The sequence below is a fragment of the Streptomyces sp. NPDC058000 genome, assembly GCF_042886435.1.
GTDB lineage: Bacteria > Actinomycetota > Actinomycetes > Streptomycetales > Streptomycetaceae > Streptomyces.
Genome location: NZ_JBHVQS010000011.1, coordinates 63,540 through 78,316 on the forward strand (window position 1 = coordinate 63,540; position 14,777 = coordinate 78,316).

Consider the following 14,777-nt stretch of genomic DNA (forward strand, 5'->3'; position numbering starts at 1 on the left):
CGGCCCCCTCCTAGCCCTGGCCGCCGAGGAGTTGGATGATCTGCTGGACCACGGCGGTCGCCGAGGCGAGCCCCGCCACGGCCGTCGTACCGAGGTCGAGGCGGTCGCGCAGCCATTGCAGGCGGTCCCGTCGTACCTGACCGGTGGTGTCGATCTCCGCCTCGGCATCGGCCAGTTGGGCGTCGATCTCCGCCGTCTCGTCCGTCGCCGTGAGCAGGGGCAGTTGTTGGCGCAGGGTGCCCAGGGCCGCGCGGAGCTCCGGCGGTGCGTCGATCGCCGGTTGGGTCGAGGCGTCGAGGGCCCGGGCATCCGTGCCCGCGGCGGCTGCGCCGCCGGCCATGACGCCGATGCTGATCCCGCCGGTGGTGCTCGGCGGTACGACGGGCGCCGCGGCCCCGTCCACGAGTCCGAGCGGCGGTGCCGGGCGGCCGTCCCGCAGTGAACGGTCCTCGGCACTGGCCCGCTCCCCGGCCGCGACCGCGCCGCCGGTCAGTACGCCGATGCTGATGCCGCCGCCGTTGTTGCCGCCCGGTGCCTCGTCGCGGGGCGGGGGAGACCCGCCCGTTTCGGCGGCGGAAGCCTCCCGGCCCTCCGCCGGTTCCCGGTCCTCGACCGTCATCCTCGACCGCCCCCCGTCTCTGTCGATGTGTCCGTGTGCTTCGCCGAGGCCCGCTCGCCGGAGGCGACCGCGCCGCCGCTCATCCCGCCGATGAATACCCCGCCCTCACCCACGTTGATGATGTACTGATCGAACACGCCCGTTTCGTAGCTCTTGTTCCGCAGGGCCTCCTGCACCCCGTTGGCGATCCGGTCCTGAAGGGTCTTCACGTACCGGCTGATGTCCATCTCCTGGAACAGCGAGAGCTCCGCCACGCTCCCCAACTCCCGCACGGACGCGGCCGGCGCGTCCGGCAGTGCGTACTGCGGCATCGCCAGCCAGGTGCGGAAGACGGACACCGCCGTCTGACACAGCGCGACCCCGGCGGCGCACCCCGCCGAGGGGCTGGTCAGCACACCGCGGACGGCATCGCGCAGCGGGCTGTCCCCGCCGTGCGCCGCGAGCACGTCCACCGACTTGAACTCCGGGCGCACCGGCGTCAGGACGTGCGGGGCGACCTCCAGCACCAACATCCCGCCCTGGGTGTGGATGCGGACCAGCAGACAGATCGCGACCTGCTCGTCCCAGGCCCCGACCCGCACCCGCAGGAAGTGGCGGCGGGCCTCGGCGCCCTCGCCGACCGCCCGGTCGAGGTGGTCGCGGATGACGTCGGGAGCGTAGTCCACCTCCTCCCGCGGCAGCCCGACCGGCAGATAGACCAGTTCCTCGACTTCGAGGGAGCGCAACCGGTCCCGGCTGGTGGCCGCGGCCGAGGTACGCAGCGCCTCCAGACGAGGCTTGATCAGATCGACGACCTCGCGGCCGGTGAGCGGTGCGATGTCGGTCTCGGGCCGCGACTTGGTGAACGAGAGGGGTTGCGGCCGTGGCGGTGAGTCCGCCTCCTCGCGCTCCTCGGACCCCGCCCAGGTCTTCTGCTTCAGCTCCATGGCGACCGACCACGGCTTGTACGGCGTGCCGGCGCCGACGAAGGGGCGGAACGGGTCGTAGATGGCCAGCCGGGCGTGCTGTTCCCGCGCGATGGCCGCACCGATGCGTCGGAACTGGACGGTGGCCGGCAGCACCGGAGGCCGTCCCTTGGTGAAGGCGTCGCGGCTCAGCTGATGGCGCATGACGGAGACGACGTGCGTCCGGTACGCCCAGACGGGCGGCACCAGCAGGATCGGGAACACCACGGCGATCCAGGCATCACCGCCGCGGAACAGCGTCAGGAGCACGGCCGCCCAGTACGCCACGGCGATCACGAACGGCAGTACCGGCAGCACCGCCTTGAGCCGGCCGCGGGTGGCCTCCTTGATCACCGAGCGCCCGAGGGTGAAGAGGGAACTGCGGGTCCCGCGTGCGAGCCAGGACACGACGCAGACCGCCATGTACGCCAGGAACCAGGGGATGGGCAGCAACGTCTGCGCGCCGACACCGGCCAGATCGAGCCCGACGAATACGCCCCAGACGGCCAACAGCAGCAGCCCGGTCTGCGCCTCCCGGCGACGAGCCTGCAACGCGTGGGCGAGGACCGGCAGCGCGTCGTAGCCCAGCGAGGGCGCGATCGGCCGTTCCTCGTGTTCGACGAGTTCCTGGATGACGCGGCGACGGAACTGTCCGTCGAAGTAGACCCCCGCGCAGAGCAGCCGAGTGGCCTCGCTCCGGCCGTGCTCAGGTGGCGGGGTGTCCGATGAGGAGAAAGGATCCGCCGACGGTGAGGTGTTCGACGGTGAGGTGGCCGGGTGTTCGGGAACGGGCATGGTCATGCACCCCCGTGATCGAACTCGTTCTCTGTTGTGAGGAGTTGACGGAGTTGCTATGGAGGCAGTATGACGCTCGGCTGCCGGGCCCGGAAGGGATTCCGAGGGATTGGTAACTCCTGTGCAGACCTGGAGAGTTGCGCAGTATTGCGGCCGGCGTTCCCGCGCTCACGCCCGCGCATACGCCCACCATCACGCCCGCGAGCGTGGCGGCGCACGGTCGCCACCATGCGGAACCGGCCATTATGTGAATCATGGGAATGATGCGAATAGTGGCGTTATTGGGGTATGGGCAGGGAATTTATTCCTGTGGGGCGATTCGGGCCCGTATTTCTGCGCCTCCGCGCACCACCCGTTCCGTCCGCCGTCCGCCGTCCGCCGTTCGCCCGTTCACGCGGCCGTAACCGGGAAAGTAAGTGGCCGTTAACCCGTCCATGAGCGAAATGAACGCCCGCCTTCTCAGCCTCGTCGACGGCGTGGTGGATCTGGACGAGGAACGACTGCCGCTGCTGACCTTGCGGGAAGCGCGGGCCGCGATCGAACTCTTGCGACTGTTGGCGGCGGGCAACGGTGAAGGATCGCACGCCGCCCGGCACTTGGCGCGGAACCTGGTGCGCCGGCTGCCGTCCGGGCAATGACCGGCGGCGGTGGCGGCGGCGCCGTTGGATGAGGGGGCGGACCAGGACCGAAAATCCGGTATCGGTAGGATTTTCGGCATGGCGAAACACCTGCTATTCGTGGCCCTTCTCGGTCACGGTCACATCAATCCCACGCTGCCGCTGGTCGAGGAACTCGTGCGTCGCGGCCATCGCGTGGACTACGCCACCAGCGCGGAACACGCCGATGCGGTCACCAAGTCCGGCGCCCGCTGGGTGGAGTTGCCGCCACTCCCACCGATCGAACCCCCCACCGAGTTCGGGCCGGCGACCTTCGGCCGCTTCATGCGCCACTTGTTCACCGGAATGCGGTCGGCCTATCCGGTGCTGCGGGAACACTGCACCGCCGAGTCCGTGGACGCGATCTGCTACGACGCGATGAACTGGTGCGCCCGGGTCCTCGCCGAGGATCTGGGCCTGCCGGCCGTCCGTCTCATCCCCAACTTCGCATCGAACGAGACATATTCACTGTTCGCCCGGTTCATGCAGGAGACCGACGGGGTGAATCCGGTCACCGCCGCGATCGGCGCCGACTGCGAGGAATTCGCCGCGGAACACGGCGTCACGCTCGACCCGACGAACCTGTTGGACGTGATCGAAAAGCTCAACCTGGTATTCATACCCAGGGAGTTCCAACCGGCCGGCGAATCCTTCGACGAACGGTTCCACTTCATCGGTCCCTCGCTGGGCAGTCGGGAGGACGAACCGTGGTCACCGCCGGACCCCGAGGCTCCGGTGCTGTTCATTTCGCTGGGCACGGTCTTCAACGACCGCCCGGAGTTCTACCGCACCTGCATCGAAGCCTTCGCCGACGAGCCGTATCACGTGGCGATGTCGGTGGGTGGGTTGGACCCCGCCGCGTTGGGGCCGATTCCGGCGTCGTTCGACGTCCGGGCGCGGTTCCCGCAGCCGGCCGTGCTCCAGCGGGCCACCGCCTTCGTCTCGCACACCGGCATGAACTCCACGATGGAGGCCCTGTATTACGGCGTCGGCCTGATCGCCGTCCCGCAGATGCCCGAACAGGCCGCCAACGCCGGCCGGGTACAGGAACTCGGGCTCGGTGAACAGCTCGACGCGCGCACGGTGACCGCGGAGACGCTGCGCGCCGCGGTGACCAGGGTCGCGTCCGACGCCACGGTCCGCACCAACCTCGACCGGATGCGGAAGGTCGTACGGGAGGGCGGCGGTGCCGCACGCGGTGCCGAGGTGATCGAGGAGTACCTGCGCTGAGCAGTGAGCCGGTCCGCCCCACGGTCGTGAGGGCGGGCCGGCCCCCTCCATCACGGACCCGGAGTCGGGTCGGGCTGGGGGTCGGTGAGCATGCCCGTGCGCAGCTGGCTCAACGTCCGGTTCAGCAGGCGGGAGACGTGCATCTGCGACACGCCGAGCTCGGCCCCGATCTGCGACTGGGTCATCTCCTGACCGAAGCGGAGCTCGATGATGCGGCGTTCGCGGGCGTCGAGTTGCCGCAGCAGTGGCGCGAGGGTGTGGAGGTCCTCGACGGTCTCCAACGCGGGGTCGTCCGCACCGAGGACCTCGGTCAACGCGCGTCGTTGGTCGAGCGGATCGGGGTCGACCGGGGTGTCCAAGGAGTCCGCGGAATAGCCGTTGGCCGCGACGAGACCCTCGATCACGTCCTCTTCCGGCAGCCTGAGGTGCGCCGCGAGTTCCGCAACGGTGGGGTCGCGGTCCAAAGTCGTGTGCAACTGCTCCTTGGCCCTGGCGAGTTCGGTGCGCAGCTCCTGTAACCTGCGCGGCACGTGCACGGCCCAACCGGTGTCCCGGAAGAACCGCTTGATCTCACCGAGGATGTAGGGGACGGCGAAGGTGGAGAACTCCACCTCGCGGGAGAGGTCGAAGCGGTCGATGGCCTTGATCAGCCCGATGGTGCCGACCTGGACGATGTCCTCCATGTCGTCGCCACGGTGGCGGTACCGGCGGGCGACGTAGCGCACCATCGACATGTTCATCTCGATCAGCGTGTTCCGCGCGTACTGGTACGCGCGGGTGCCCTCTTCGAGCTGGCGCAGCCGGACGAAGAACTGCTTGGACAGTTCGCGGGCGTCCCGGGGTGCCACCGCGCTCGGACGCCTTACCTCCGGGAGACCGCCGTCGCGTTCCGTGGTGTGCGCCGGGGTCGCGGTGCCGTGCACGACGATGGCCATCACGCCTCCCTCCGTGCCCGACCCCCGCGGGCACCTGTGCCGGCGCATACCCGGCTCGGGCTGAGACATGCACACCGGAGGTGATTCCCGCCCCCGCGGGGGACCTGGCACTCCGGACACCGACGGTCACCGGCCAGGGGAAGCCAGAAGGGCGAAGCCGGGGCCACCACCCGGGCCAGGCACCCCCACGACACTCCTCACCCGAGGCGCAGTGCGACGTGGATGCCCTTGCCGAGTGGCGTCGGCGTGATGGCGACGGACGTGGCGAGCCGGCGGACCAGCGACCAGCCGTAGCCACCGATCCGGCCGTCCCGGTCGTCGGACGGGACGAACGGGTGGACCGGACTGGCGTCCTCGACGGTCAGCTCCAGCCGACCCCCACTGATGCGGGCGGCGAAGCCGGTGACCCCGCCGGCGTGCCGCAGGGCGTTGGTGACCAGTTCCGAGGTGATCAACAGGGCGTCGGCCACCACCAGGTCGTCGGCCTGCCGGTGACAGGCGTGCAGCAGGGCGAGCACGCGGTCGCGCGCTTCGCCTGAGGTAGCGGGCAGTTCCGCTGTGAGAGCCACCGTTCACCTCCCTGATGGTGCAGGATCCGGCCTCGGGTGTGCGTCTACCCGCCGTGCTGAGAATCGTGCATCAGGGGGTCACTCTGCCATACCGCCGGGTCGCGCCCGGGGCGTTCCCGGCTTCATTTCAGTGCCGGGGGAGCCGGGGCGGCGCAGGGGGAGCGGTGAGATGCTCCGGCGTGCCGGTCACGGTCAGCGGCCGGTCGAGGGCGGGCGGACGCTCCTCCAAGTGCAACCGCACCCCCAGTGTGCTGGTGCGGCGGTGGACCATCAACAGCGCGGACAGGCCCATGGAGTCGCACAACACCAGCCCACCACAGTCCACATGCAGGGCCCGCCGGCCCGCGTGGGCGGTGCGTCGGTCATGCGGGCTTTCCGGGATCGTGCCGTTCGACGTCGGGCGCTCCGGGAGCGTCCAGGGCGACACGGGCATTGGTCCCGGCGGCGTGTTCGTCGCCGCTGCGGACTGCATCTGCATCCCACAACCGGCCGGCGTGATAGGTGACTTCGTGTTCGGTCGCCGCCGGGGACGGGACTGTCGAGGGCGTCGTCATGCACCGTGCCCGTCCGCCGAGGGAACGTCGGCCGTGGGGGACGGAGCGCGCCGGGGCGCGGTGACGGTGACCACGGCCATGTCATCGTGCTTGTTCGGGCCGACCCACTCGGCGGCGAGCATCTGGACGTGCTCGGCCACTGCCTCGGCGGGCATCCCCGCGCAGTGAGCGAGGGCCCGCCGCAGCCGCGCGTCGCCGAAGAGTTCGTCGCCCAGCGGGCCGCCCCTGGACTCGGTGATGCCGTCGGTGAACAGCACCACGGACTCGCCCGGGGCGAGGGTGAGCGGTGCGGTCACCGCATTGATCTCCGGCAGGACGCCGACGAGGTTGCCGAGGGTCTCGACCTCCGCCACACGGCCGTCCGCACGGACCACCAACGGAGCGGGGTGCCCGGCGCAGGTCACCCGCAGCTCCACCCGGTCCGCGCGGCGGCGTGCCGAGGCGACGACGAGGGTTGCGAACCGGGTGTGATGGGAGCTGAGCAGTGCGCCGTTGAGCAGCCGCAGCATCCGGACGTGGTCCCCGGCCAGCGGCAGCAACGCGTGCAGGGTGTTGCGGATCTTGCCGGTGAGAACCGCGGCAGCCAGCCCCTTGCCGCACACGTCCCCCAGCACCACCAGGGATTCATCCCCGGACACCGCGGCCGGATGGATGTCGTAGAAGTCGCCGCCGACCCGCTCGCCGTCCTTGGCCGCACGGTAGCGGGCCGCGAACTCGATCCCGTCGACCTGGCCGACACGCGGAGGCAGCAGGTCGCGCATCAACGTCTCGGTGATGTGGGCCTGTTCCGCGTAGAGCCGGGCAGCGGACATCGCCGCCCCGGCCCGAGCCGCGAAGAGCCGGGCGAAGACCTCCTCGCTCTCGCTGAACGCGACGTGGTGGGCGCTCCTGAGCAGGACCAGCGCGCCGGCCGGGACCCCATGGCCGGGCAGTGGCGTGACCACCATCGCCCCCACCGGCCCGAAGCCTTGCGGTACCAGCCACTCCGGCGCCGCCGCCGGATCGATCCACCGGGAGGGCACCGGCGGGAATCCCCGCAGGGCCTCCACGAGGCCGGGGACCATCTCCGGTTCGGCACCGGCCAGTTGACGGGAGCACGTCCCGGTGGCGTCGGCGGACACCATCGGCAGCATCCGCCCGAGCGGGGGCGCGATGACGACGGCGGCATCCGCGAGGTGGGCGGCCGCCAGCCGGCCGGCCACCTCCATACAGCGGTCCAGGCTCAGCGAGGACAGCAGTTCGTCGGAGGCCCTGGCCAGGAACGCGGTCCGATGGCGCTCCTGGAGCAGCTGCCGTTCGGCCAGCCGGACCTCGGTGTCGTCGGTCAGCCACCACACGACCTCGCCGTCGGGCAGGCGGGTCGCGTGGGCTTCGAAGCTGCGACCGGCGACCTCGCCCCGGGGCGGCGGGGCGTGCGGCGTGGGTGTGGAGGTGAGCCGGTCGTGGGCCAGGAGGAGCCAGTCGGGCAGCACCTCGCGCAGCGCGCTGCCCTCGACGGCGCCGGGCACCAGCCGGCCGAACGCCTCGTTGGCCCGGCGCACCGTTCCCACGGGGTCGGCCACGAGGACCGGGTAGGGCGCCGCGTACAGCGCTGCGTCACTCCAGGTACTGGCGGCGGAGCGGTTGGCGGAGTTCACCAGATGTCGGGCTCCGGGCCTTCGGGAGCCGCTCACCTTCCGTGGTCGTGCGTGCGAGGGGGCTGCCGCCCACCATTCCACTGCCCGGCTCACGCGCGCAATGCGCCCCCGGCCAAATCTTCCGCAGGACGCGCCGCCCGACCGCCCGTCACTCGGGCAACGCCCAACCCTGGCCGGTAAGTTGCGTCAACTGCATGCTCATTCCGGCCGTAACTCCCCGCCCATTCCAGCCGTACCCGTGATCTCCGGGAGTCCGGCGACCACCACCCGTGACATCCTGTCACTCATGCACGCACCCACACCGGCCGTGGTCACCCACGCAGTTGAGGATCAGGTGTTCGTCATCCGCGTCACCGGCTCCCTCGACCACGAGAGTGCCGCTCTCCTGGAAGAGGCGTGTGCGTTGGCGGAGTCGCACGATGCCCGAAGGACCGTGGTCGACCTTTCGCTCACCGACTTCGCGGACTCCACCGTCCTCCACGTCCTGCTCGGCACGCAGCGTGCCCACCACCGCCGGCGGCACACGCTTGTGGTGGCGGGCCCGTTCCAGCCGGTGGTCCGACGGCTCTTCGAGGTCACCGGGACCGCCGACTACTTCACCCTCGTCGACCACGTGCCGAGCGCCGCACAGGAGTGACCCGGCCGGGCCGCCCACGCGCGAGACCCATGGAGCCGGCGTCGGGGAGTACTGGCCGCTACGGCGACGCTGCCGTGCCGGGCCGGGGCCACGTCAGAGATCGCCGTACGCGGCAAGCCGGCGGGCCAGCGCGTGCACGAGGACGCGCAGTTCCGCGGGGTGTTCAATGACGAACGGGCGGTCCAGCGCGGCTAGTACGGGGGGAATCCAGTCGAGCCGCTCGGCTCGTATCCGGACCTGGACCCATCCGGTGTGTGCGTCGGCCGTGGTGGGGCCGGCGGAGCCGTCGGAGGGGTCGGTGTCGCCGAGGGCGGCGGTGGCCGGGATCGTGGTCAGTGTCGCGAGGTCGGCCGGGAGACGGCTGCGGATGTGTTCGATGCTGCCGCGGATGCGCAGCGACACCTCGTGGGTCCAGGGCGTCTGCGCGAGGCCGTCCAGCACTCTTGTCACCGGGTCGAACGCTGCCGGGACGACGAAAGAGCCGGACTGCACGGTCATGGCGGTGATCCGGTCCAGCCGGAAGGTCCGTATGTTCCCGTCGGCAGCGGCCGGGTCCGCGCCGGTGAGGTACCAGCGTCCGGAATGCGCCACGAGGCCGTAGGGCAGGACGGTGCGGTCGCTGCTGCGGCCCGTTCGGTCGGTGTAGGTGAGCGCCACCGGCCGCTGATGGAGCGTGGCCTCCGCAAGTCCGAGCAGTACCTCCGTTTCCGGAGCGGCGGCGGGGCGGGGCCGGGCGGTGAAGCCGGCCGTGTCCAGCAGCGCCTCCAGCCGTCGTCCCAGGGCCTTGGGCAGGACGCGCCGCAGTTTCGCCGCGGCGCTCTCGCTCGCGGCGGCGGATGTGGTCACCAGCCCGGCCCGCTGCGCGGCCAGGAGACCGAGCACCACGGCCAGGGCCTCCTCGTCGGTGAGCATCAGCGGCGGCATCCGGTAGCCGGGGGCGAGCCGGTATCCGCCGTAGCGGCCACGCACCGAGTCGACGGGCACGCCGAGATCCAGCAAGTGGCCGACGTAGCGACGGACGGTGCGTTCGTCGACGCCGAGGCGAGCGGCCAGGTCGGGGACGGTGCGGATGCCGCCGCCCTGAAGGATCTCCAGCAGGGCGAGCACCCGAGTGGTCGATGTGGTCACTCGGGCAAGTCTGCCTCCGATACCGGGCGGATTCTGTCCGGTATCGGCCCTAGCGTTCGAGGCGTCCCTTCATCCGGCGTCCCTTCCCCGGCGGCGTCTCCCACAGGAAGCAGGCCCTTCGTGAACTTCGTCTCGATCCGCGTGATCACCCACGACGTCGCTCGCCTCGTCGCCTTCTACGAGCAGGTCACCGCCGTCTCCGCGGCGTGGTCGACCCCTGACTTCGCCGAACTCGTGACCGCCTCATGCACGTTGGCGATCGCGAGCGACCGCACGGTGCCGCTGTTCGGCGTCGACTCTGCGCAGCCCGCCGCCAACCGCACGGTGATCACCGAGTTCCGCGTCGCCGACGTCGACGCCGAATACCAGCGATTGACACCACTCGGCTGCGAGTTCGTCCAGCAGCCGACGACGATGCCGTGGGGCAACCGCTCCCTGCTGTTCCGGGACCCCGACGGGAACCTGATCAACTTCTTCACACCCGTCACCGCCGACGCCGTACAGCGGCACAACCGCTAGTGTCCTGCGCCAGTAGTTGATCGTTAGTTGTTGTGTGACTTCTTCTTCTGCTGGTGCGTCAGTTCCTCGTCGGGGCCCGAAGCTGGAGCCGTTGCTGCTCTGTGATGAGGAGCGGGCGGTGTTGGAGCGGTGGATGCGGCGGGCGACGTCGGCTCAGGCGTTGGCTTTGCGGGCACGGATTGTGTTGGCGTGTGCGGGGCCGGAGGTGCCACCGATCGTCGCAGTTGCTCGGGATCTGCGGGTGACTGCGGACACGGTTCGTAAGTGGCGGCGGCGGTTCCTGGTCGACCGACTGGATGGCTTGGCTGACGAGCCTCGGCCGGGGAGGCCGCCGACGGTCGATGTCGATCGGGTGGAGGCAGTCGTGGTCGCGACGTTGGAGGAGATCCCGAAGAACGCGACTCACTGGTCTCGGAAGTCGATGGCGGACCATAGTGGCCTGTCGAAGTCCACCGTCGGCCGGATCTGGCGGAAGTTCCAGCTCAAGCCTCATCTCACAGACACGTTCAAGTTGTCGACAGACCCGTTGTTCGTGGAGAAGATCTACGACGTCGTCGGCCTGTACTTCAATCCGCCCGAAGGCGCGGTCGTGCTCTCGGTGGATGAGAAGTCCCAGATCCAGGCGCTGGACCGGTCGCAGCCGGTTTTGCCGATGATGCCGGGCATGCCCGAGCGCCGGACCCACGACTACGTCCGCAACGGCCTGACCACCTTGTTTGCGGCCTTTGATGTTGCCACCGGCGAGGTCATCAGTGCCCTGCACCGCAGGCATCGGGCAGCGGAGTTCAAGAAGTTCCTGATCAGGATCGACAAGGAAGTGCCCGCGCACCTCCAGGTCCATCTGATCGTGGACAACTACGGCACCCACAAGACTCCCGCGATCAAGGCATGGCTGGGTAAGCACCCGCGGTTTCAGCTGCACTTCACCCCGACCGGCTCCTCGTGGATCAACCAAGTGGAGCGGTGGTTCGGCTTCCTGGCCGACCAGATGATCCGCCGCGGCGCACACAAGAACGTGCAGGCCCTCGAAGCCGACATCCGCACGTGGGTCAAGAACTGGAACGAGGACCCCAAGCCGTTCATCTGGACCAAGACGGCCGAGGAGATTCTCGACTCCCTCGCCCGTTTCTGCCGACGAATCTCCGGCGCAGGACACTAGCAGCCAGTCACGTTGACGGTGCCTGCCTGTCGTTGAGCAGCCACCTGCCCGAGGGGCTGTTCGGCGGTGGGGAACTGGACGCCTTCCTGCGTGCGTGGATTGACCGGTCATCGGCCCGATGGCGTGCCGTGTGAGATCGCCGCGATCATCGACCGGCATTCCCGAACTCCGGTGGTGCTGGGCGCATTCCACCGTCGTCTGCTCACCGAGAGCAAAAGGACGCCCTTTCCGGCCGCCGAGATCGGGCGGGCCTGGGGCACGGTGGCCGCCGCGCCGCACTGAGGCCCGGAGGGGGCCCAGACGGGTTTCCCAATTCGGCCCGGTGTCTTGTACGCATGGCCGATGAGTGAGAGGGGTTTGCGTCAGGGGGAGCGTTCCGCCAGGTCCAGGGCGATGTCCACGATCAGGTCCTCCTGGCCGCCCACCAGGCCCCGGTGGCCGGCCTCGACGAGGATTTCGCGGGTGTCCAGGCCGTAGCGCTCGGCGGCGTCCTCGGCGTGTCGGAGGAAACTGGAGTAGACGCCGGCGTAACCGAGGGAGAGGGTTTCCCGGTCGACCCGGACCGGCCGGTCCTGGAGCGGGCGGACCAGGTCGTCGGCGGCGTCCATCAGGCGGAACGTGTCGCAGCCGTGCCGCCAGCCCATGAGGTCGGCGACGGCGACGAACGCCTCCAGGGGGCAGTTGCCCGCGCCCGCCCCCATGCCCGCGAGGGAGGCGTCCACCCGGCGGACGCCGTGCTCCACCGCCACCACGGAGTTGGCGACGCCCAGCGCGAGGTTGTGGTGGGCGTGGATGCCGATCTCGGTGTCGGCGTCCAGGACGTCGCGGTAGGCGCGGATCCGGTCGCGCACCCCGTCCATGGTGAGGCGGCCGCCGGAGTCGGTGACGTAGACGCAGTGGGCGCCGTAGGACTCCATCAGCTTGGCCTGCGCGGCGAGGGTCGCCGGATCGGCCAGGTGGGCCATCATCAGGAACCCCGCGACGTCCATGCCCAGTTCGCGGGCGGTGCTGATGTGCTGGGCGGCGACGTCGGCTTCCGTGCAGTGGGTGGCGACGCGCACGGAGCGCACGCCCAGGGCGTGCGCGCGCTTGAGTTCGGCGACGGTGCCGATGCCGGGCAGCAGCAGGGTGGTGAGGGTGGCGCGCTGCACCACCTCGGCGGCGGCCGCGATCCACTCCTCGTCGGTGTGCGCGCCGGGGCCGTAGTTGACGCTGGAGCCGGCCAGGCCGTCGCCGTGGGAGACCTCGATGGCGGCGACCCCCGCGGCGTCCAGGGCCCGGGCGATGGCGCGGACGTGGTCGAGGCCGTACTGGTGCCGGATGGCGTGCATCCCGTCCCGGAGGGTGACGTCCTGCACGTAGAGGTCGTGGGTCATCGGGTGGCCAGCCTTTCCGCGACGCGCAGTGCTGCGGACGTCATGATGTCGAGGTTGCCGGCGTAGGCGGGCAAGTAGTGGGCGGCGCCCTCGACTTCGAGGAAGGTCGAGACCAGTTGTCCGCTGCCGCCGGCGAGTGCGGTGAGTGGGTCGTCCGGGCCGATCGGGCGGATCTGGACCTGTTGTTTGAGCCGGTATCCGGGCACGTAGGCGGCGACTTCGGCGACCATGGCGTCGATGGCCTTGGTGAGGGCCACGCCGTCGGCGTCGTCGTCGACCACGCAGTGGACGGTGTCGCGCATCAGTGGTGGTGGGTCGGCGGGGTTGAGGATGATCACCGCCTTGCCGCGGGCCGCGCCGCCGACCACCTCCAGGGCGCGGGCGGTGGTTTCGGTGAACTCGTCGATGTTGGCGCGGGTGCCGGGTCCGGCGGACCGGGCGGAGATCGAGGCGATGATCTCGGCGTAGCGGACGGGTGCGATCCGGGAGACCGCGGCGACGATCGGTACGGTGGCCTGGCCGCCGCAGGTGACCATGTTGAGGTCGGGTGCCTGGAGGTGCTCGTCGAGGTTGACCGGCGGGACGACGTACGGGCCGAGGGCGGCCGGGGTGAGATCGATCAGCTGCTTGCCGTAGGGCTCCAGCACCGTGGCGTTGTGCTGGTGGGCTGCGGCGGAGGTGGCGTCCAGGATGATGTCGATCGCGTCGAAGTCGGGCCGGGCCAGGAGGCCGTTGACGCCGTCGTGGGTGGTGGGGACGCCCAGGCGACGGGCCCGGGCCAGACCGTCGGAGGTCGGGTCGATGCCGGCCAGGGCGGCGACGGTCAGCACGTCGGAGGTCCTGAGCACCTTGATCATCAGGTCGGTGCCGATGTTGCCGGACCCGATGATCGCGACCTTGGTGCGGGGCGGAGCGGGGCTCATCGCGCGTCCGCCGCGGGCGCCGACGGGCCGAAGAAGCGGTGGGCGTTGCCGCCGAGCAGCGCCGCACGGTCCGCGTCGGTCAGGCCGGCGCAGGCGCGGATGGCCGCGCCGGGTTCCTGCTCGCCGAGCGGGAAGGGGAAGTCGGTGCCGAGCATGACCCGTTCGGTACCCATCACGTCCAGCAGCAGGCGCAGCGCCCTGGGGTCGAAGACGGCCGAGTCGACGAAGAAGCGGTCGGTGTAGAAGGAGGGCGGGTGCGGGGAGTCCTCGCGGACGATGTCGCGTTGGTGCCAGGCGTTGTCGGCCCGGCCGAGGAGGTAGGCGAAGCTGCCGCCGCCGTGGCAGAAGCACATCCGCAGCGAGCGCGGGAGCCGTTCGAATCCGCCGGACAGGATCAGTGAGAGGAGCGAGAGCTGGGTTTCGGCCGCCATGCCCACCAGCCACGGCAGCATGTACCCGCGGGCCATCCGGTCGGCGCCGAGCATGTCCCACGGGTGGACGAGGACCGGCATGTCCTCGTCGGCGCAGTGGGCGAGGAACGCGACGAGGTCCGCGTCGTCGAGGTAGCGCTGCCCGACGTGGTTGCCGATGTGCACGCCGCGGTGGCCCGCGGCCTTGGCCCTGGTGACCGCCGCGGCGGCCGACGCGGCGTCCTGCAACGGGACTTGGCACAGCGGCAGCAGCCGGTCCGGGGCCTGTCCGCAGAAGTCCAGGATCCGCTGGTTGACCAGCTCGCACCAGTCGGCGGCGCGGGCCGGGTCGGCGGCGTAGCCGAACAGCAGGGGAGTGGAGGAGACCGCCTGGACGCCGACACCGGAGCGGTCCATGGCGGCGAGCCGGCTGCCGGGCTCCCACAGTTCCGCGCGGACCGGCCGGTAGTCGTCGGCGCCGCTCATCATCATGCCGGTGCCGTCGCCCACCTCGCGCAGCCAGGGCTCCCCGGCACCGACCAGGATACGGCTCTCGGCGCGGGAGATCCTCGGGAAGAGGTGGGTGTGGACGTCGATGACGGCGGCGCGGTCGTGATGGTCGGTGGGGTTGCGGGGGTGGTCGTCGGTGACGCTCACGGGACTCCGTTTCGAAGGTCCGTGGGCGG

The 14,777-nt window shown here is 70.4% G+C and carries 16 protein-coding genes; 6 read left to right on the plus strand and 10 right to left on the minus strand.

Translation table 11 applies throughout. The features are described from left to right. Positions 1–10: 10 nt before the first annotated feature. Positions 11–619: a hypothetical protein gene (locus ACFVT2_RS14320; RefSeq protein ID WP_390016686.1), complete on the minus strand. Its 609-nt coding sequence runs from the start codon at positions 617–619 to the stop codon at positions 11–13. Next, positions 616–2,358, minus strand: a complete 1,743-nt coding sequence (locus ACFVT2_RS14325) for a hypothetical protein (RefSeq protein WP_390016688.1) — start codon at positions 2,356–2,358, stop codon at positions 616–618. Before ACFVT2_RS14325 ends, ACFVT2_RS14320 begins: the two co-directional genes overlap by 4 nt. A 443-nt stretch (positions 2,359–2,801) precedes the next feature. On the opposite strand from ACFVT2_RS14325, the gene ACFVT2_RS14330 reads away from it, so the two are divergent. Then, a complete protein-coding gene (locus ACFVT2_RS14330; protein WP_390016690.1) occupies positions 2,802–2,996 on the plus strand; it encodes a hypothetical protein in 195 nt (64 codons plus the stop codon). Between the two features lie 78 nt (positions 2,997–3,074). Beyond that, positions 3,075–4,244, plus strand: coding sequence for a macrolide family glycosyltransferase (locus ACFVT2_RS14335; protein WP_390016692.1), 1,170 nt, complete (start codon positions 3,075–3,077; stop codon positions 4,242–4,244). 50 nt (positions 4,245–4,294) lie between these two features. On the opposite strand, the gene ACFVT2_RS14340 is transcribed toward ACFVT2_RS14335, so the two are convergent. From ACFVT2_RS14340 to ACFVT2_RS14355, 4 genes are all read right to left on the minus strand, one after another. After that, positions 4,295–5,179 (minus strand): RNA polymerase sigma factor SigF, encoded by an 885-nt coding sequence (locus ACFVT2_RS14340; protein ID WP_390016694.1) that lies wholly within the window; start codon positions 5,177–5,179, stop codon positions 4,295–4,297. Between the two features lie 197 nt (positions 5,180–5,376). Next, positions 5,377–5,748: an ATP-binding protein gene (locus ACFVT2_RS14345; RefSeq protein ID WP_390016696.1), complete on the minus strand. Its 372-nt coding sequence runs from the start codon at positions 5,746–5,748 to the stop codon at positions 5,377–5,379. A 127-nt stretch (positions 5,749–5,875) separates the two neighbouring features. Beyond that, entirely contained in the window at positions 5,876–6,175 is a 300-nt protein-coding gene (locus tag ACFVT2_RS14350) for an STAS domain-containing protein (RefSeq protein WP_390016698.1), read from the minus strand. A 123-nt stretch (positions 6,176–6,298) separates the two neighbouring features. Further along, positions 6,299–7,942: a SpoIIE family protein phosphatase gene (locus ACFVT2_RS14355; protein ID WP_390017074.1), complete on the minus strand. Its 1,644-nt coding sequence runs from the start codon at positions 7,940–7,942 to the stop codon at positions 6,299–6,301. 283 nt (positions 7,943–8,225) lie between these two features. On the opposite strand from ACFVT2_RS14355, the gene ACFVT2_RS14360 reads away from it, so the two are divergent. Then, entirely contained in the window at positions 8,226–8,576 is a 351-nt protein-coding gene (locus tag ACFVT2_RS14360) for an STAS domain-containing protein (RefSeq protein WP_390016701.1), read from the plus strand. Between the two features lie 93 nt (positions 8,577–8,669). Here the strand turns inward: ACFVT2_RS14360 and ACFVT2_RS14365 are convergent, their stop codons facing one another. Next, positions 8,670–9,704 (minus strand): helix-turn-helix transcriptional regulator, encoded by a 1,035-nt coding sequence (locus ACFVT2_RS14365; protein WP_390016702.1) that lies wholly within the window; start codon positions 9,702–9,704, stop codon positions 8,670–8,672. A gap of 120 nt (positions 9,705–9,824) precedes the next feature. Between ACFVT2_RS14365 and ACFVT2_RS14370 the strand changes: the two genes are divergently transcribed. The 3 genes from ACFVT2_RS14370 to ACFVT2_RS14380 all read left to right on the plus strand — a co-directional run bounded on the left by ACFVT2_RS14370 (position 9,825) and on the right by ACFVT2_RS14380 (position 11,664). Beyond that, positions 9,825–10,223, plus strand: a complete 399-nt coding sequence (locus tag ACFVT2_RS14370) for a VOC family protein (RefSeq protein WP_390016705.1) — start codon at positions 9,825–9,827, stop codon at positions 10,221–10,223. Between the two features lie 34 nt (positions 10,224–10,257). After that, the gene (locus tag ACFVT2_RS14375) at positions 10,258–11,382 is read left to right on the plus strand and encodes an IS630 family transposase (RefSeq protein WP_390016707.1); all 1,125 of its coding nucleotides are present in this window, start codon (positions 10,258–10,260) and stop codon (positions 11,380–11,382) included. Positions 11,383–11,505: 123 nt separating this feature from the next. Next, on the plus strand, positions 11,506–11,664 hold the full coding sequence (locus ACFVT2_RS14380) for a hypothetical protein (protein WP_390016709.1): 159 nt from the start codon (positions 11,506–11,508) through the stop codon (positions 11,662–11,664). An 80-nt stretch (positions 11,665–11,744) separates the two neighbouring features. Here ACFVT2_RS14380 and dmpG read toward each other — a convergent pair whose 3' ends face one another. Genes dmpG through ACFVT2_RS14395 form a run of 3 tightly spaced genes read right to left on the minus strand, consistent with a single transcriptional unit; the run spans position 11,745 to position 14,748 of the window. After that, positions 11,745–12,758 (minus strand): 4-hydroxy-2-oxovalerate aldolase, encoded by a 1,014-nt coding sequence (gene dmpG / locus ACFVT2_RS14385; protein ID WP_390016711.1) that lies wholly within the window; start codon positions 12,756–12,758, stop codon positions 11,745–11,747. After that, the gene (locus tag ACFVT2_RS14390) at positions 12,755–13,681 is read right to left on the minus strand and encodes an acetaldehyde dehydrogenase (acetylating) (RefSeq protein WP_390016712.1); all 927 of its coding nucleotides are present in this window, start codon (positions 13,679–13,681) and stop codon (positions 12,755–12,757) included. Before ACFVT2_RS14390 ends, dmpG begins: the two co-directional genes overlap by 4 nt. Then, positions 13,678–14,748: an amidohydrolase family protein gene (locus ACFVT2_RS14395; protein ID WP_390016714.1), complete on the minus strand. Its 1,071-nt coding sequence runs from the start codon at positions 14,746–14,748 to the stop codon at positions 13,678–13,680. The genes ACFVT2_RS14390 and ACFVT2_RS14395 overlap by 4 nt, the downstream gene beginning before the upstream one ends. Positions 14,749–14,777 lie beyond the last annotated feature (29 nt).

Excerpts from the sequence above, each read along its gene's own strand:
- ACFVT2_RS14320 (WP_390016686.1), bottom strand. The coding sequence starts at position 619 with ATGACGGTCGAGGACCGGGAACCGGCGGAGGGCCGGGAGGCTTCCGCC.
- ACFVT2_RS14325 (WP_390016688.1), bottom strand. The coding sequence starts at position 2,358 with ATGCCCGTTCCCGAACACCCGGCCACCTCACCGTCGAACACCTCACCG.
- ACFVT2_RS14330 (WP_390016690.1), top strand. The coding sequence starts at position 2,802 with ATGAACGCCCGCCTTCTCAGCCTCGTCGACGGCGTGGTGGATCTGGAC.
- ACFVT2_RS14335 (WP_390016692.1), top strand. The coding sequence starts at position 3,075 with ATGGCGAAACACCTGCTATTCGTGGCCCTTCTCGGTCACGGTCACATC.
- ACFVT2_RS14340 (WP_390016694.1), bottom strand. The coding sequence starts at position 5,179 with ATGGCCATCGTCGTGCACGGCACCGCGACCCCGGCGCACACCACGGAA.
- ACFVT2_RS14360 (WP_390016701.1), top strand. The coding sequence starts at position 8,226 with ATGCACGCACCCACACCGGCCGTGGTCACCCACGCAGTTGAGGATCAG.
- dmpG (WP_390016711.1), bottom strand. The coding sequence starts at position 12,758 with ATGACCCACGACCTCTACGTGCAGGACGTCACCCTCCGGGACGGGATG.
- ACFVT2_RS14390 (WP_390016712.1), bottom strand. The coding sequence starts at position 13,681 with ATGAGCCCCGCTCCGCCCCGCACCAAGGTCGCGATCATCGGGTCCGGC.